This is a genomic window from Bradyrhizobium sp. WYCCWR15520 (assembly GCF_056174665.1).
Genome location: NZ_JBWBWM010000039.1, coordinates 1 through 16,065 on the forward strand (window position 1 = coordinate 1; position 16,065 = coordinate 16,065).

15 protein-coding genes are annotated in these 16,065 nt (G+C 63.3%); 8 read left to right on the top strand and 7 right to left on the bottom strand.

Going from position 1 to position 16,065, the window contains the following annotated elements:
• Together AC0QUY_RS33450 and AC0QUY_RS33455 are read right to left on the bottom strand one after the other, a co-directional pair.
• A partial coding sequence (locus AC0QUY_RS33450; protein ID WP_475390283.1) for a hypothetical protein occupies positions 1-462 on the bottom strand: 462 nt, incomplete at its 3' end.
• 135 nt (positions 463-597) lie between these two features.
• Positions 598-1,704, bottom strand: coding sequence for a DUF2336 domain-containing protein (locus AC0QUY_RS33455; RefSeq protein WP_475390284.1), 1,107 nt, complete (start codon positions 1,702-1,704; stop codon positions 598-600).
• Positions 1,705-2,163: 459 nt separating this feature from the next.
• Between AC0QUY_RS33455 and AC0QUY_RS33460 the strand changes: the two genes are divergently transcribed.
• The 3 genes from AC0QUY_RS33460 (at position 2,164) to AC0QUY_RS33470 (ending at position 3,625) form a co-directional block, all read left to right on the top strand.
• The gene (locus AC0QUY_RS33460; RefSeq protein WP_475390285.1) at positions 2,164-3,015 is read left to right on the top strand and encodes an SDR family oxidoreductase; all 852 of its coding nucleotides are present in this window, start codon (positions 2,164-2,166) and stop codon (positions 3,013-3,015) included.
• A 2-nt stretch (positions 3,016-3,017) separates the two neighbouring features.
• Complete coding sequence (locus AC0QUY_RS33465; protein ID WP_475390286.1) at positions 3,018-3,389, top strand: lysozyme inhibitor LprI family protein; 372 nt, start codon at positions 3,018-3,020, stop codon at positions 3,387-3,389.
• Between the two features lie 80 nt (positions 3,390-3,469).
• Positions 3,470-3,625, top strand: coding sequence for a hypothetical protein (locus AC0QUY_RS33470; RefSeq protein ID WP_475390287.1), 156 nt, complete (start codon positions 3,470-3,472; stop codon positions 3,623-3,625).
• A 39-nt stretch (positions 3,626-3,664) separates the two neighbouring features.
• Here AC0QUY_RS33470 and AC0QUY_RS33475 read toward each other — a convergent pair whose 3' ends face one another.
• Positions 3,665-5,044, bottom strand: coding sequence for a hypothetical protein (locus tag AC0QUY_RS33475; RefSeq protein ID WP_475390288.1), 1,380 nt, complete (start codon positions 5,042-5,044; stop codon positions 3,665-3,667).
• 98 nt (positions 5,045-5,142) lie between these two features.
• Entirely contained in the window at positions 5,143-5,763 is a 621-nt protein-coding gene (locus AC0QUY_RS33480) for a hypothetical protein (RefSeq protein ID WP_475390289.1), read from the bottom strand.
• 198 nt (positions 5,764-5,961) lie between these two features.
• Here AC0QUY_RS33480 and AC0QUY_RS33485 point away from each other — a divergent pair, with 198 nt between their 5' ends.
• The 3 genes from AC0QUY_RS33485 to AC0QUY_RS33495 all read left to right on the top strand — a co-directional run bounded on the left by AC0QUY_RS33485 (position 5,962) and on the right by AC0QUY_RS33495 (position 10,396).
• Positions 5,962-6,651, top strand: a complete 690-nt coding sequence (locus AC0QUY_RS33485; protein WP_475390290.1) for a TetR/AcrR family transcriptional regulator — start codon at positions 5,962-5,964, stop codon at positions 6,649-6,651.
• Positions 6,652-6,927: 276 nt separating this feature from the next.
• A complete protein-coding gene (locus AC0QUY_RS33490) occupies positions 6,928-8,637 on the top strand; it encodes a sulfatase-like hydrolase/transferase (protein WP_475390291.1) in 1,710 nt (569 codons plus the stop codon).
• A 4-nt stretch (positions 8,638-8,641) separates the two neighbouring features.
• Positions 8,642-10,396, top strand: coding sequence for a sulfatase-like hydrolase/transferase (locus tag AC0QUY_RS33495; protein WP_475390292.1), 1,755 nt, complete (start codon positions 8,642-8,644; stop codon positions 10,394-10,396).
• Positions 10,397-10,588: 192 nt separating this feature from the next.
• Here AC0QUY_RS33495 and AC0QUY_RS33500 read toward each other — a convergent pair whose 3' ends face one another.
• The 3 genes from AC0QUY_RS33500 to AC0QUY_RS33510 all read right to left on the bottom strand — a co-directional run bounded on the left by AC0QUY_RS33500 (position 10,589) and on the right by AC0QUY_RS33510 (position 13,767).
• Complete coding sequence (locus AC0QUY_RS33500) at positions 10,589-12,148, bottom strand: glycine betaine ABC transporter substrate-binding protein (RefSeq protein ID WP_475390293.1); 1,560 nt, start codon at positions 12,146-12,148, stop codon at positions 10,589-10,591.
• Entirely contained in the window at positions 12,145-12,933 is a 789-nt protein-coding gene (locus tag AC0QUY_RS33505) for an ATP-binding cassette domain-containing protein (RefSeq protein WP_475390294.1), read from the bottom strand. The genes AC0QUY_RS33500 and AC0QUY_RS33505 overlap by 4 nt, the downstream gene beginning before the upstream one ends.
• Positions 12,934-13,047: 114 nt before the next feature.
• Positions 13,048-13,767 carry a DUF899 family protein gene (locus tag AC0QUY_RS33510; protein ID WP_475390295.1) on the bottom strand — a complete coding sequence of 240 codons (720 nt, stop codon included), beginning with the start codon at positions 13,765-13,767 and terminating at the stop codon, positions 13,048-13,050.
• 334 nt (positions 13,768-14,101) lie between these two features.
• Here AC0QUY_RS33510 and AC0QUY_RS33515 point away from each other — a divergent pair, with 334 nt between their 5' ends.
• On the top strand, positions 14,102-14,929 hold the full coding sequence (locus AC0QUY_RS33515) for an ABC transporter ATP-binding protein (RefSeq protein WP_161849373.1): 828 nt from the start codon (positions 14,102-14,104) through the stop codon (positions 14,927-14,929).
• Positions 14,929-15,717 carry an ABC transporter permease gene (locus AC0QUY_RS33520; RefSeq protein ID WP_161849372.1) on the top strand — a complete coding sequence of 263 codons (789 nt, stop codon included), beginning with the start codon at positions 14,929-14,931 and terminating at the stop codon, positions 15,715-15,717. Before AC0QUY_RS33515 ends, AC0QUY_RS33520 begins: the two co-directional genes overlap by 1 nt.
• Positions 15,718-16,065: the final 348 nt, after the last annotated feature.

The window sequence follows — 16,065 nt, forward strand, 5'->3', positions numbered from 1 at the left end:
CCGACCGCGGCGGCACGCTGCGCTACGCATGGCTCCGCGCGCCGCCACTCCACCGAATACAAAATTCACATCCAAGCCACCAGTCGGCACGCTTGACTCAAAAGCCCTCATATGAGGGTGGGCAAAGCGCAGCGTGCCCACCATGCAGAGTGACCGAGTGGATAGATGGTGGGCACAGCGTAAAGCGCCTTTGCCCACCCCTGCAAAGCCGGTAGCAGAACACCAAATCTTTAAGCCTTGAACGACAATATCCGGCGAGATCGCACATGCGGTCTCGCCGTTTCCTTGAAGGATTGATGCTTCAAGCACATTCTTCAACGCGTCGCTCGAAGTACGCCAGCCTCGCCGAAACGAAGAACTGACGCGCCACGCACATTCTTGGTGCGAAGCAATCTCACCGGTTACGTTCGCGACGGAAAAGCCAGCGTTTGCAGATTCAAAGCGCGGGTTCTTAATCTGCATTCGATGCGTGTGCCGCTCGCGGATCGGGCGATCGTCAAGCGAGCCGGGGCAGAGCGCTAAGTCGTGCGCGCTCACCTGTTGGATCAGCGCAGCGAAGCGGCACTTTGATAGTTGCCGCTTTCAGTCCGGCCGGACTCAATGCGTCCGAATGATTGGTTCTTTCTCGATCTTGTTGTGCAACTGCCAGAAGCGGACGGTGCGCTGGGCCGTCTCCATCGACAGCTTGCGGAAATCACGTTGCGCGATCTCCAGCGTCTGTTCGCTGATTGGAGGCTTTACCGGCCGGTTGCGCAGGATCGACTCGACCGTCGGCCAGTTCAGCTTGGCCGAGCGGCAGGGAATCAGGATCAGGTCGGCGCGGGGACCTTCCATCAGCTTGGCCGTCATTTCGACCGGCATTTCGTTGAGTACCGCGAGCGCGACGGTGACCTCGTCGAACTTGTTCTGTTCGGCGAATTTGTAGACTGCCGCATCGTCGAGTTCGTTCAGCCCCTTCATCAGCTTCACCAGCTCCTCGGCAACGCCGAAGCTGCGGCTTGGGGGCGGCGCCTCGCGGGCGATTTCGTTCAAGACCCGCTTGATCTCTTCCTGGACTGTGGGCGGCGCGATGGCGAGCAGCCGTGCGCGGACCGCATCCTTGGCGCGGCGGAGCAGGTCGCCCATGAACTTTTGCGGGAAATCGGCGCGCAGGCCGAGGGCCTCGACCAACTCGTCGTCTGCGCCGGCGCGCGCGACGATGCTGGAAAAGCCCTGGTCGGAAAACTTGGCGCCGGCATTGTTGGCCAGTTTGCGGATCACCTGGCCTTCGCCGCGGTCGACGATGACATCGGTCACCGCCGCGGGCAGTTCGGCGCGGCCGGAAATCGCGAGCAGGTGGTCCTGTCCCTTGCTGCTGGCGATCTCGACCAGCACGTCGGTGCCGAGCCGGCTGGAATGGGTCAGCACATTGCCGGCAACCTCGATCTCGTCGTCCCAGGCGAGATGCTGGATCACCTCGAACGGGGCGTAGTCGAGCGGCGCCAGCCGCTTGGAAAGTTCGGCCTTGGCCCGGGTTTCGACGCGCGCGATCAGGAGGCAGAGCACGTCGTCGAAGACCTTGACCTGGTCGTCGCTCAGACGTTCTCCGTCGTTGAGGAAGAGGTCGGTCACCTGCCGCAGGGTTTCCACCCGCTTGGCGGATGAACCGCCCCTGACGGCGTCTTCGAGTTCGGCAATAATCGAGTGTGCCGGCTGTTGCACCATTGTGGGCAAGCCTGTTTGTTGTTGATGGGTTGGCGCACACCATGACGAGCCGAGCCTTACACCCGCGTTAAAGGCGCGACGGGGCAGACCTGAGGGCGACTGCATCCAAAACGGGCGATGCATGGGCCACGGTCACCGCCGGCCAAACCGCCGCCGAAGCACGCCGCGCATTGCAAATGCCGCGTTCCGAATTGCTTTACCAATGCGATCGGGGTCTACGCCGCGATTTCACGCGATAAATCGCGAATGTCGGACCGGATCGGGCTTGCGTCGCCGCTTCCGGTATCCCGGTCCGGCTGCTATCCTCACCAAACCGTTCCCGGGAAAAATCGAATAGCAACTTGCCGAACAAGACGCCGTCAAGGCTGGACGCCCCCGCCGAAGGAAGCACGGCCACCGGCGCTTAAGCATTCCTTCACGACGAACCTCATTAAAACCTCCGACCAAGGGCTTGAGACCATGAGATCTGTCGTCATCACCGGCGCTTCAACTGGCATCGGCTGGGCCAGTGCAAAACTGCTGCTCGACCGCGGCTTCCGCGTCTTCGGCAGCGTCCGCAAGCAGGCCGACGCCGACCGCCTCGGACGCGAGTTCGGCGTGAACTTCACGCCCTTGATCTTCGACGTCACCGATGAGGCCGCAGTGCTGGCCGCCGCGCGCGAGGTCCGTGCCGCCCTCAGTGGCGAAACGCTCGCCGGCCTCGTCAACAATGCAGGGATCGCGGTATCGGGCCCGGTGCTGGAACTCGCCGCCGACGAATTCCGCCGGCAGATGGAGGTCAACTTCATCGGCCCCATCATCGCGACCCAGGCGTTCGGGCCGCTGCTCGGCTCCGACCCCAGCCTGAAGGGACCGAAAGGGCGGATCGTGATGATCTCCTCGGTCGCCGGCAAGAACGGCAATCCGATGACCTCGGCCTATTCCGCCTCCAAGCACGCGATCGAGGGACTGTCGGAGAGTCTGCGCCGCGAACTGATGTTGTTCGGGATCGACGTCATCATCATCGCGCCGGGTGCGGTCAAGACGCCGATCTGGAGCAAGGCCGAGGAGGTCGATATCTCGCCGTACAAGAACTCGCCGTATCTTCCGGCGCTGGAGAAGATCCGCGCTTTCATGCTGGACCTCGGCGCCAAGGGATTGCCGGCCGAAACGATCGCGGAGAAGGTGTTCGAGGCCTTGACGCTGCCGAACCCCAAGGTGCGCTACACGATCGCGCCGGACCCGATGCGGCAGTTCCTGGCGAGGGTGCTGCCCAAGCGCACCCTCGACCGGATCGTCGCCAAGCGCCTCGGCCTGACGCCGCGGGGATGAGCGTGACAGTGAGAACGGCGATCGGCCTCGTGGCCGCCCTCGCGTTCGCATCGGCCGCCTACGCCGGCGATCAGGGCGAGGGCGAACCATCCTGCGACGGCAACACCTATCAGATGGTCGAATGCCTCAAGGCCAAGACGGCGCAATGGGACAAGCGATTGAACATTGCCTATCAGAAGGCGTTGGAGTCTAAGGGTAGCGCGCAGCGTGACCAGTTGCGCGCCGCGCAGAGGCTGTGGATCCAGTATCGCGACGCCAACTGCCTCTATTACGGTCTCGGCGAGGGCACCATCGCGCGGCTCGAGGCCGGCGAATGCATGCGCAGCATGACAGAGGCGCGCGCGAAAGAACTCGAAGGTCTCGGCCACCAGTGACGACGGGAAAGAGCAGAGCGGAGCTGACGCAAATCGCCGACGACGCGCTTCGCAGCCAGCCGGGATGCGAAACGGCGTCCGTGCCTGCCGTGCGCGGCCTGCCCAACGTCCGTGAGGGGCGGAATTGGGAAATCCCCAATGTCATCATCGGCGACAGCCTGATCAGCGATGTCGATCGTGCCGTGATCACCGTGCACCGCCGGCTCGGGCGGAAGTTTCATCTGAAGGACGACTAGGCCGTGCAGCTTGCGGCAACGGCGCCGCACGCGGCGATGCTACTTGTCGCTTGACGCCGGAGAAGCGGCGGGCACGGGATCGCGCGACAGCGTAACCTGATCAAGCCAGGAATTGACCTGATCACGGATCCTTTCGGCGTCGCTGCGCCACTGCGATCCGAAGCTGATGTCCACATGCCAGCCGTCCCGCAAGAAACGCACGGAGCAGAAATGCCTGGAGGCGCCGGGCTTGTTGGCACATTGCGAAGGCGGCGCGATCTCGGTGGTCATCGGATAGCCGTCTGGCCGGCGCAATTGGAAGTGTATCGTCCTCTGCGCGAGGTCCTCTAATGACAGCTCAGCGTGGGCCAGGCAGGGAATGTTCTCCGGGGCTGTTAGAAATGCCGCGCGCTCCTGATCGCTGACGGGAACGGTCAACCAGGCGTTCCGCAATTCCCCTTCGATCGGTGCGGAGGGGACCATCTCCGGAAATAGAACGGCGCCGAACAAACTGCTGCTGGCATCGGATCGAGGCCAGGCGTCCTGTTCGCGGAAATAGACCGGAACTTGCAGGCGCCAGAAGGTCTGTTGCGTTACGGCGGGCGGAAAGGTCGATTGCACATTCGTCGCGAGCCCTAGAGCGACAGTCTTTTGGGGAAGATCCCGCGCGATACAGACGTTGCGTTTCTGGTCGCCAATAAAGGGGCGCGCTGCGAGTCGGCGGCGACGCGCCTCGTCGGGCTCGCAGTCAGTGAATTTGCAGACGAACTCGCGGACAAATTGAGCGCGTTGGTTGGCATAGGCGCGTCCGCCGTGCAGCCGAAAATCCACGAACTTGGCGCTTACTGTGATCGTATCGCCGACGTCGATCTCATAGGTGCAGAACCAACTTGGCTTCAGTTCTTCATGGCAACTGATTGACTCGAAGGAGTCGGATGCATCGCCGACAAAAATCTCGCCACTGCCGGAGAAGTGAGTGAGCCCCTCATATCGATCCGACTGACGAATACGGCCGTATCCGGCGAGGTTGGCTTGGCAGTCGGTTCGGCCGTTCGGATTGGCATTGGCTCGAAGCGAGACTTGATATTCCCTCCAACGCCATTGCCGTTCATCCGGCTTTTTGCTCGCGACGGTCCACGCCTCGCCATTGTCGACAAATCGGATTGCAATGCCCTGCGTGGCGATCTGGTCAGGAAGCGGTCCCTTACGGCTGGAATAGTTGTCTGCCCGAACGATGTAGGATCTGGGAATGCGGAGTTGGGCGAGGACCTTTGATGCCGCCTTGGGATTGGGAGAGGTGAGATCGACCTGGACCGGACTGGGGTCCAGGGAGAAAAAGTCGGGTTCGAGGCACGCGCCTTGATAGAGGCAATACTCGCCGCAGCCGGCGAGAAAGCCGCAAGCAATGAGCACAGCCGCAAGACGGACCTTGATCAACATGGTCAAACCCGAGTTCACTGACCATTCGATGCTAGCCCTTGCGTCGTGAAATAATGTTGAATCCGGGTTGATAAAACGGTGGTGAGTTTCTCCATGGATCAGCCTTGCTGCACGGACGGCTTTGCCCTGGTCGGCGCCATCGCGATCATCCGTAGCGCGAACACGGCGATGAGCGGGATCAGGAATAGCGCGTAGAGCGGCATGTCCGGGATCCGCTTGCCGAACGACACCATGAACTGGAACAGCAGATAATAGCCGCCTGCGAGATGCAGCCGGCGCCAGGCGCGTGCGCCGATCGCGGCCGCGGTGCGGTCGAAGGAGGTCGCGGTCATGGCGATGATGAAGGCGTAGCCGATGCCGCCAAAGATGTAGGAGGCGATCGAGGTCGCGGCCGCATAACCGATCGGGTCCATCACCGCGAAGGCCAGGATGGCGGCCGCGTGGATGGCATGCGAGGCGGCAAAGCTGACGCCGAGGTAGCGGCGGTTGCGGCGCAGCCATCGTGTCCATGCGTTGGGCCATACCCGTGCCAGCGCCGCACCTGCGAAGGCGAGGCAGAACAGCACCAGCGAGGTCCGCGCGGTGAAGCGGATCACCATGCGCACGCCCTCGACCTCGAATGCGCGCATGCCGGCGATCCAGATGCTCAGGGCCAGCAGGGTCAGCGAGAGCAGGGCGAACAGCCGCCAGCCATCGAACCAGTTTTGACGTGTCGGCATTTTAGCTCCCCAGATTGCGCCGTCATGGCGAGCGAAGCGAAGCAATCCATTCTTTCTTGATGCGGTGAGATGGATTGCTTCGCTGCGCTCGCAATGACGCGGAGGTTTATGTAATCACCAGTGACATACGTTTTGCGGATCGGGTCAATTCGTGTAATCGGTGCTTACATTCACAAGCCGGTGATGATAGGAGAGGGCATGCGCCCAGCCGCCAAATCTCCCGCCGTAAAATCAGCCACCGCCAAACCCCGCCGCCGCGCCGCCCGGGCGGCTGCGCCAAAGCCCTATCACCACGGCGACCTCCGGCGGGTCCTGATCGAGGCGGCGCTGCAATTGGTCGGCGAGGGCGGCGCGGAGGCGGTCAGCGTCCGGGAGGCCGCCCGCCGCGCCGGCGTATCGCCGGGGGCACCGTTCCGCCATTTTCCGAGCCGCGACGCCTTGATGCAGGCGGTGGCGGAGGAGGCGCAGCGCCGGTTCCGTGCCGAGATCGAGGCCGCGCTGGCCGCAGCGCCGGCCGGCGACCCGCTCGGCCGCTTTCGTTGCCTTGGGCTCGCCTACCTCCGCTGGGCGATGCGCAACCCGACCCATTTCGAGATCATTTCCAGCCGCCGTTTTTTCGACCATGACCGGGCGGTCGCCATCTCCAGCGACAATGCCGAGCTGATTGGGCTGACCGAGCGGACGCTGGCCGAGGCTTTTGCGGCGGGCCAGCTCCGCGCCGTTGACCTCAAGCAGGTCCAGATCGCCGGCCGGGCGCTGGTCTATGGCTTTGCCCGGATGAATATCGACGGCCATTTCCCGCGCTGGGGCGTCGGCGCCGCCGAGGCCGAGCGGACCGCCGAGGCGATCCTCGGTCTCTTCATCGAGGGCATTGCGAAGCGGGTCTGATACGGCCCGTCATTCCGAGGCGCGTCGAAGACGCGAACTATGGGGCCCTTGCGCCCCTCACAATCTCCCGGTGAGGTTCTGCCCTTCGGACCATCCCGGAATGACTACCTCTCCGTATTCACCACTGCGTAGTCCATCGGGGGCAAATTCATTGCGCGTTCATGACGATTCCACTACGTTTTTGTGACGCGACACAGGTTCCGGCTGGGTCGTGCGTCTCCTGGCACGTCGCCAGCCAAGGCTTTGCATTGCGCCGGGTCATGTTGCGTTCCTCCAATGGCGCCCGCGCCAAATTCAGGGCCTTCCGCCACCACGCTTGCCGCCGGCCTTGCCGCGATCGGCTTTTGGCGCCTTTCCGCCGTTGCTGCACCGCACATGGCGGCGCTGGCGATCTTGCTGCACACCGAAGCCGATTTCGGCGGCCGCCTGGGTTTTGCCCTGGCCTGGGGGATTCTGAACTTCTTCTTTATTGCGCTGCTGCGGCGCCCGGCGCTGTCCGGCGCCTTGTCGCTGACGCTGGTCGTGCTGCTGGTGCTGCTGTCACGGCTCAAGCACGACGTCGTGCAGATGACCGCGAACTTCGTCGACCTGATGGTGATCGACCGCGACACCGCGGCCTATCTGTTCACGATCTTCCCGAACCTGCGCTGGAGCGTGGTCGGCGCATCCCTCGTCATCCTGCCGCTGATGTACGCGCTGTGGTGGCTCGATCCGTTCCGCATCCGCCGCTTGCCGGCAGTGGCCGGCCTGTTGGCCGGTCTCGCGGCATTGACCGGCTATTCCATCGCCTGGCCCGATGAAGCCTGGCGCGGCTATTACGACGACGGCTATCTCTCCAAATTCGCCCGCTCGGGCGTTACGGCGGTTTCGGACTTCGTCAATTACGGCTTCATGGAATCGGACGCGGTCGTCGCCGAACGGTTGAAGATGCCCCTGGTGGATTCCTGTCAGGTCGCCGGCCGCCGCCCGCACATCATCATGATCCATGATGAGTCGAGCTTCGACATCCGTCAGGCCAATGGCGTCAAGCTGCCGCCGGGCTATGGCAGCCACTTCAAGTCGTTCGACGGCCGCGAGCGCAAGTTCATGGCCGAGAGCAGCGGCGGCGCAAGCTGGATGGCCGAATACAATGTGCTGGCCGGCCTGTCTTCACGCTCGTTCGGCCGCTTCTCCTATTTCGTCACCCGCATCGCTTCGGGCCGCGTCGAGCGCGGATTGCCGCTGGCGTTGCGCCGCTGCGGCTACAGCACGCTCTCGCTCTATCCGGCCTATGGCGCCTTCATGGGCGCGCGCGGCTTCCAGACCTCGACCGGCATCCAGCACTTCTATGACGCGCGCGACCTCGGTGCGAAGGGCATCGAGCCGGACAGCTTCTTCTACGACAAGGCGGTCAAGCTGATTGCCGAGCAGCCGGCCAACACGCCGCTGTTCACCTTCGTCTATCTCGCCGCCAACCATTTCCCCTGGGAAACCAAATTCCGCCCCGACCTGCTGCCGTCCTGGCGCAAGCCGGGCAACGAGCCCGTGGTCGACGAATATCTGCGCCGCCAGACCATGAGCGCCAACGATTACGCGGGCTTCGTCGCCAGCCTGAAGAAGAAGTTCCCGGCGCAGCCGTTCCTGATCGTGCGCTACGGCGACCACCAGCCGGAGTTCTCGTCGAACCTGCTGGACCCCGGTCTGGATGAAGCCAAGCTCGTCCGCAAGTTCGACACCTACGACCCGCGCTACTTCACCACCTATTACGCGATCGACGCCATCAATTTCGAGCCGGTGAAGAGTTCCGCGGTGATGGACACGATCGACGCGCCCTATCTGCCGCTGGTGATCCAGGAGGCGGCCGGCATTCCGCTCGACCCGTCGTTCGAGGAGCAGAAGAACATCATGCTCCGCTGCAAGGGTGTATTCTACGCCTGCAAGGACGGCGCCGAGGCGCGCAGGTTCAACCGGTTATTGATCGAGGCGGGATTTATAAAAGGGCTTTAGAGACATGTCAGCCGTTGCGGGACCCGGAAGGAGCGAAGGCTCGCGCGCCGAAACGCGCGGCGTCCGGTTCTTTGCTCTGGCCGGTCTGGTTGCCGCAGTCCATTTGGCCGGGCTTGCCGTCCTCCTGACCACCGAATACGGGCCGTTTGCGATCACGCTGTCCGTGCTGGCGTGGGTATTCGTGAATTGCTTCCTGCTGGTCCTGCTGCAGCGGCCCGGCGTCAGCGCCGCGCTGGCGCTGGCCTTCATCGTGATCCTGATCGCGCTGTCGCACTTCAAGTTCGGAATTCTGCAGCTGACCCTGACCTTCCTCGATTTCCTGATCATCGACCGCGATACGTTTTCGTTTCTGCTCTCGGTGTTTCCGCACTTGCAGATGCAGTTGATCGCGGCAGGCCTCGTCGCGGTTCCGCTGCTGTGGGCGCTCTGGCGCTTCGATCCGTTTCGCGTGCGCCGCCGCCTTGCATTGATGGGAGTGGCGGCGACGACGGCGCTGATCGCGGCGATGTCGGTCGCATCGCCCGAGCTGGCATGGGAGCCGTTCCAGGGCGTCAATCATATTTCCAATCTGGCGCGCTCGGGGGTGGTGGCCGTGTCGCGGCTGTCGTCGACAGGATGGATCGAGGCCGATCCGCCGGCGAACCGCCCGCTCAGCCTCGCGCGGGACGCCCACGCCGCCGGCCTGCCTGCGCTGCCATCAGGCGAGGCCTGCGACGCCACGGCCAAACGGCCGCACATCATCATGCTGCTCGACGAGTCGAGCTTCGACGTCACCTCGGCGCCGGGCATCAAGGTGCCTGCGGGGTATACCGACTTCTTCAAGTCGATCGACGGCAAGCAGCGGACCATGATCGCGGAATCGACCGGCGGCCCGACCTGGTACACCGAGTTCAATGTGCTGACCGGCCTGTCGGCGCGCTCGTTCGGCGATCTGAAGTTTTACGTCACGCGGATCACCGCCGGCCGCGTGACGCGCGGATTGCCACAGGCGCTGCAGCGCTGCGGCTACAAGACCGTCTCGCTCTATCCGACCTATGGCGACTTCCTCAGCGCGCGCGCCTTCCAGAAGGGCACCGGCGTCGACCGCTTCATCGACATGGCCGAGATGGGCGTGAATGAGGACATGCAGCCGGACAAGTTCTATTTCGATCAGGCCTTGAAGGCGTTCGCGCGCGAGCAGCCGCAGCAGTCGCCGGTCTTCATGTTCATCTACCTCACGGCCAATCATTTTCCCTGGTGGAACGTCTACCGGCCAGATCTGACGCCTCCGGGCTGGACGCCACCGGGCAACACCGCCGAGGTCGACGAGTACATCCGCCGCCAAGCCATGACGGCAAACGACTATCGCGAATTCACCGAGCGGCTGAAGCGCGACTATCCGGATGAGTCTTTTCTGGTGCTGCGTTTCGGCGATCACCAGCCGGCGATCTCACAAAAGCTGCTCGAGCCCGGCATCGATCAGGTGAGGCTGGCGCAACGTCTGATGGCTGCCGACCCGCGCTATTACTCCACCTATTATGCCATCGACGGTATCAACTATTCCCCGGCCAATCTGTCGTCCGCGCTCGAAACCCTCGATGCGGCCTACATCCCCCTCGTGCTGCAGGAAGCCGCCGGCATCCCGCTCGATCCGACATTTGCCGAGCAAAAGAGCATCATGCTCCGCTGCAAGGGCGCCTTCTACGCCTGCAAGAAGGGCGCGGAGGCACGCCGATTCAACCGGCTTTTGATCGACGCGGGCATGATCAAGGGGCTTTGATTCCGCTCTGTCCCCGTCATTGCGAGGGTGTCCCGGCTATCCACGTCTCCATCCCCGTCATTGCGAGGAGCGAAGCGACGAAGCAATCCATCTATCCCCGCGTGGAGAGATGGATTGCTTCGCGGAGCTGTCATCGGGCGCGCATTCGCGCGACCCGTTGGCTCGCAATGACGGGGAGGGAGCGCGGCAACCCTACCTCTTCCCCATCTTCTCCCACAGCCACTGCGCGACCGCATCCGGCGAACTTGCCGCGTCATTGCCGGCCGCGCGCAAATTCGCCTCGCGCATAGTCGCAATGTCGATCTTGCCGAGCAGCGGTTGAAGCGCTTTCTGCAAGCCTTCGTCATCGGCGCGCTTCGGTGCCAGCAGCACGATGGCGTCGTAAGGCGGGATCGCGTGCCTGACGTCGCCAAGCGTGACCAGGTCGTACTTCGCGATCAGTCCGTCACTGGTGTAGCCGGCGATGACGTCGACTTCGCCGGAGGCGACCGCCGCATACATGAAGTCCGGCTGCATCTGTCGCTGCCCGCGGAACGATAGCCCGTAGGCCTTGCGCAGGGCGGTCCATTCGGGCCGCGAGAAGAATTCATAGTCGCCGGCGATCGTCAAGTTGGCGGCGCGCGCGGCGAGGTCGGCGATGCTGCGGATGCCGAGTTGCTCGGCGCGCTTGCGCGGCATCACCAGCGCATAAGCGTTCTCGAAGCCGAGTTCGCCCAGAAGCGTGATGTTCTGTTTTGCCAGAATCGTCTTCAGTTCGGCCACCAGCTCCTGGCGCGGCCTGATGTCGTTGCGCCGGAACTGGTTGGCCCACAGCGTGCCGGAATAGTCGACATAGACGTCGATATCATTGGCCTTCAGCGCCTCGAAGATCACGTTGGAGCCGAGACCTTCGCGCGTCGTCGCGGACAGCCCGGCCGCCTTCAGCCGCTGTCCGATCAAGGCGGAGAGCACATATTGTTCGGTAAAGGTCTTGGCGCCGACGACGTAGCTCGTTTGCGGGCGCGTCATCGCCGGCGCCAGCGTGGCGACGACCAGCGCCGCGATCCCAGCGCCGCCAAGGATCGTGCGCAGGCGGCTGCGGTGGCGCAGGCCGCTTTCGATCAACGCCAGCAATTGATCCACCGCCAGCGCCAGCACGGCGGCAGCAACGCAGCCGAACAACACGAACACCCAGTTCTGGGTCTGCAACCCCGCAAAAATGTAGTTGCCGAGGCTGGTCTGGCCGATCGGCGTCGACAGCGTTGCGGTGCCGATCACCCAGACCGCTGATGTGCGGATGCCGGCCATCATCACCGGCAGCGCAAGCGGCAGCTCCACCGTGAACAGCGATTGCCGCGGCGTCATGCCGACGCCCTGCGCCGCCTCGAGGATCGCGGCGTCGACACCCTGCAGACCGGTGATGGTGTTGCGCAGCACCGGCAGCATCGAATAGAGCGCGAGCGCCAGCACGGCGGGCAGGAATCCGAATGCGGAAAAACTGACGCCGAACCACGACAGCGACAGCGCCGCGAGCGCCAGCAGAAGCGGATAGAACAGCGCGAGCAGCGCCAGCCCCGGCACCGTCTGCACGATGCTGGCAAGCCCGAGCAGCGCGCCGCGCGGCACCGGCCGATGGCGTGAGATGATCGCGAGCGGCAGGCTGACGATCAATCCCAGCGCGAGCGCGGCGAGACTGACGCGGACATGGCTGCCGAGATAGTCGGGCAGGTGGCCCCACGCTTCCGCCAGGCGTGGATCTGCGAAGACGTTCATGCCGCACCATCCTGCGGCAACAGCACGCCCAATCGCTCGGCCTGTCGCCGCGGCGTGCGCAGGAGTTCGCCGACATAAGGGTCGTCGGAGGCGGACAGCTCCGCTGGCGTGCCCCGCGCTAAAAGTTTTCCGCCGCGCATGACGGCGATGCGGTCGGCCAGCAGGATCGCCTCGGTCATGTCATGGGTGATCATCACCGTGGTCAGGCCGAGTTTCTTGTGCAGGTCGCGATAGTCGTCGCCGAGCGCGTCGCGCGTTAAGGGGTCAAGCGCGCCGAACGGCTCGTCCATCAGCACGATGCGCGGCTTTGCGGCGAGCGCGCGCGCCACGCCGACGCGCTGGCGCTGGCCGCCGGAGAGTTCATGCGGCAGGCGGTCGCGATATGGTGCCCGGTCGAGCCTGACAAGATCGAGCAACTCATCGACCCGCGCGGAAATTTCTGCAGGCGGCGTGCCCAGCAGCTTCGGCGTGATGCCGATATTGCCGGCGACGGTGAGATGCGGAAACAGCCCGCCGCTCTGGAACACGTAGCCGATCCGCCGCCGCAGCAGGATCGGATCGACGTTGCTGATATCCTCGCCTTCGACCGTGATGGTGCCGGTATCAGCCTCGATCAGCCGGTTGGCGAGCCGCAATAGCGTGGTCTTGCCCGAACCGGAGCCGCCGACGATCGCCAAAAATTCGCCCTCGGCGACCTCGAGCGAGACGTCGTCAACGGCGATCACGCGGCCATCATCGAAGGTCTTGCCGACATCCGCGTAAGCGATCAGTGGCGTGGTCGGCATTCGGTTCGGTCCCAACCCTTGGCTATTCCTAACGGAGACACTGATAGCCGATAAATGGCCAGTCGCGAATGCGGGACTTCATTGTCCCGCGCGAACCCGAACGATCCGCCGTGCCTATTCGTAGTTCACCTTGGGGAAAAAGTCGCCACGCCCTTCGGGGGTCATATCGAGCAGACCCCATAGGGGGTCGACCAGGTCCCCAGCGCGATGGTGTTGATTCGGCGCTGTTGGCGCGAAGCTCATTTCCGAGCCCCAAAAGTGATGGATTGCTCCGTCATATTTCTTGAAGACGTTGAATATCGTTTCGTCCCAATTCTCGCCGTCTGGAACGCGATGCTGTGTACGCAATCCCCTGGGAAACTTCGACGTGTCGCCAAAATAGTCCGCGTCGTAGCTGTTGCCGGCGGTCGACACGAGCGAGAGATGGTCCCAGCCGCGTTCATGGGCCCACGCGGCAAGACGTGCGATTGGGGACTTCGCGACAATGTAAAGTGCCGCTCGCTGGCCGGTATGCCTGGCCGCGCCGTCGATCGCGTCAAGCAAATGCGTGCAGCCCGGACACGGCAGCTCCCGCTCGGGTCCATACATGAAGCTGTACAGAATGAGCGTGTGGTGCGGGCCGAACAGCTCGGACATCTTCACCTTCTCCGGCGTTGCGTTCTTGCCGATCCGCTCGAATACATAGTCCTCCGGCACCTTGCCACCTGGCGGCAGGGTGCGGCGTTTGGCTGCAACGGCTTCTATCTGGGCACGCAGTGCGATCTCTTCGTTCAGAAGCGCGTTTCTTGCGGCACGATACTCGGCGCTTTCGTTCGGATAGCGGAGATGCTCCATGGCTTCCCTCCGGATTGCGTTCTGGACCGTAAGAACAAACCCATCCCGGACGCGCGAGTTCCGAGTTTACGCACCTGTTGATACGTAAAACCTTGGCCCATCGCGCAGCGCTAGCCTGTTGCATGCATTGATGCAAAGACGCCGTCGACGGCCACCACGGGGCCGCCCGTCAAAGGTCCTGCCGACATTCGCGCAAGCTCAGGGGAGCGGCCATGCGATCTTGAATCCTGTCCCCTCCGGGGGAGGGTAAGAGATCAACGACCACGTCATGACGCCGCGTTGAACTTATCCCTCTTACCCGCTAAGGCATCCGTCCAAAGACTTGGGGAGAAACATGGCAGATACCGCACAACCGGCAGCAGTCGCGCTTGACGATGCAACGGTGGCGTTTCGCGTGGCCGGGGATCGTGTCTATACGGCGGTGGAACGGGCCAGCCTGAACGTGGCCCATGGCGAATTCGTCGCCATCGTCGGGCCGACGGGATGCGGGAAATCGACGCTGCTCAATGTCGCAGCCGGGCTGCTGAAACCGGCGGCGGGATCGGTGAAGATCTTCGGCCAGCCGCTCGCCGGCCTGAACCGGGATGCCGGCTATCTGTTCCAGGCGGACGCCCTGTTTCCCTGGAAGACCGCGCTCGACAATGTCGCCATCGGGCTCGATATCAAGGGTGCGCCGCGCGAGCAGGCGCTGCAGCGCGCGCAGGGCTGGCTCACCTCGGTGGGGCTTGGCGCCTTCGCCAACCGCTATCCGCACATGCTGTCCGGCGGGCAACGCAAGCGCGTCGGCCTCGCGCAGGTGCTGATCCGTGATCCAAAAATCCTTTTGATGGACGAGCCGTTCGGTCCGCTCGATGCCCAGACCCGGCAGATCATGGGCAATTTGCTGCTCGAATTGTGGAACGCCGACCGCAAGGCGGTGCTGTTCGTCACCCACGACCTCGAAGAGGCCATCGCGCTCGCCGACCGCGTCGTGATCATGTCGGCAGGGCCTTCCGCGCGCATCATCGGCGACTGGCGGGTGACGCTGCCGCGCCCGCGCGACATCTCGGAAGTGCGGATGGAAAAGCAATTTCACGAACTGCACCGGGAGATCTGGAGCGTGCTGAAGGACGAAGTGATGAAGGGTTATGTGCAGTCCACGCAAGCGGCGGAGGTCGGCTGATGTCGCGCCTGACGCTGCTGTCGCTGCAATTGCTGGTCGCGGTCGTTGCGCTGGCGATGTGGCACGTCCTCACCACTGTCCCAGTGTTCGGCCGCATCCTGTTGCCGCCGTTCTTCTTCTCCAACCCGATCGATGTCGGCAGCCAGGTCGTGAAATGGTTCGCGACAGGCGTGATCTGGAAGCACCTTTTCATCACGCTTTGGGAATCGATCCTCGCTTTCGTGATCGGATCGATTGGGGGCGTGCTGGTCGGGTTCTGGTTCGCGCGCAAACCGCTCGTCGCCGCGGTGTTCGATCCCTATGTGAAGATGATCAACGCGCTGCCGCGCGTGGTGCTGGCGCCGATCTTCGCGCTGTGGCTGGGGCTCGGCATCTGGTCCAAGGTCGCGCTCGGCGTGACGCTGGTGTTCTTCATTGTGTTCTTCAACGTCTATCAGGGCGTCAAGGAGGTCAGCCAGACCGTGCTAGACAACGGCCGCATGCTCGGCATGAGCGAGCGGCAATTGACGCGCCACGTCTACTGGCCGTCGGCGCTGTCGTGGATGTTCTCGTCGCTGCACACAGCGGTCGGCTTTGCCGTGGTTGGCGCTGTCGTCGGCGAATATCTGGGATCGGCGGCCGGCCTCGGCTACTTGATCCAGCAGGCCGAAGGCGTGTTCGACGTCGCCGCCGTGTTCGCCGGCATGTTCGTGCTGTCGGCTTTCGTCATCCTGATCGACATGGTGGTGACGCTGGTGGAGCGTCGGCTGCTGGTCTGGCGGCCGGTCGCGGCGGAGGGTAGGGGGTAGTCGCCTCCGGCATTGCGAACGCAAGCGACTTGTCCGCCGTAGCTCAACGAGCGAAGGCGGAATATTGAGTAGGCGACGGTCACTTACGCTTCGAACGGCCCGCGCGGCTTGTTCGCCTATTGCGGAGCCAGATTCGTAATGTTATAACATTACATAACGCCTTTTTCCTTCAGGCTGTTGCCGAGAATGACTGTTGTTTTCTTCCCAAGGTCGCCGCGCCACCAATGGAACGTAGTGCGTGAATTGAGAGAGCATGCCCGGACAGCCATCAACGCCGATGATGAAACAATAATCACCGTAAGCGAACGCGGCGATCCTGGTTGCGACGGAGCCCGAACCATCGTGCTC

Excerpts from the sequence above, each read along its gene's own strand:
- AC0QUY_RS33490 (WP_475390291.1), top strand. The coding sequence starts at position 6,928 with ATGGCGCCCGCGCCAAATTCAGGGCCTTCCGCCACCACGCTTGCCGCC.
- AC0QUY_RS33485 (WP_475390290.1), top strand. The coding sequence starts at position 5,962 with ATGCGCCCAGCCGCCAAATCTCCCGCCGTAAAATCAGCCACCGCCAAA.
- AC0QUY_RS33460 (WP_475390285.1), top strand. The coding sequence starts at position 2,164 with ATGAGATCTGTCGTCATCACCGGCGCTTCAACTGGCATCGGCTGGGCC.
- AC0QUY_RS33455 (WP_475390284.1), bottom strand. The coding sequence starts at position 1,704 with ATGGTGCAACAGCCGGCACACTCGATTATTGCCGAACTCGAAGACGCC.
- AC0QUY_RS33515 (WP_161849373.1), top strand. The coding sequence starts at position 14,102 with ATGGCAGATACCGCACAACCGGCAGCAGTCGCGCTTGACGATGCAACG.
- AC0QUY_RS33495 (WP_475390292.1), top strand. The coding sequence starts at position 8,642 with ATGTCAGCCGTTGCGGGACCCGGAAGGAGCGAAGGCTCGCGCGCCGAA.
- AC0QUY_RS33480 (WP_475390289.1), bottom strand. The coding sequence starts at position 5,763 with ATGCCGACACGTCAAAACTGGTTCGATGGCTGGCGGCTGTTCGCCCTG.
- AC0QUY_RS33520 (WP_161849372.1), top strand. The coding sequence starts at position 14,929 with ATGTCGCGCCTGACGCTGCTGTCGCTGCAATTGCTGGTCGCGGTCGTT.
- AC0QUY_RS33500 (WP_475390293.1), bottom strand. The coding sequence starts at position 12,148 with ATGAACGTCTTCGCAGATCCACGCCTGGCGGAAGCGTGGGGCCACCTG.
- AC0QUY_RS33505 (WP_475390294.1), bottom strand. The coding sequence starts at position 12,933 with ATGCCGACCACGCCACTGATCGCTTACGCGGATGTCGGCAAGACCTTC.
- AC0QUY_RS33475 (WP_475390288.1), bottom strand. The coding sequence starts at position 5,044 with ATGTTGATCAAGGTCCGTCTTGCGGCTGTGCTCATTGCTTGCGGCTTT.
- AC0QUY_RS33510 (WP_475390295.1), bottom strand. The coding sequence starts at position 13,767 with ATGGAGCATCTCCGCTATCCGAACGAAAGCGCCGAGTATCGTGCCGCA.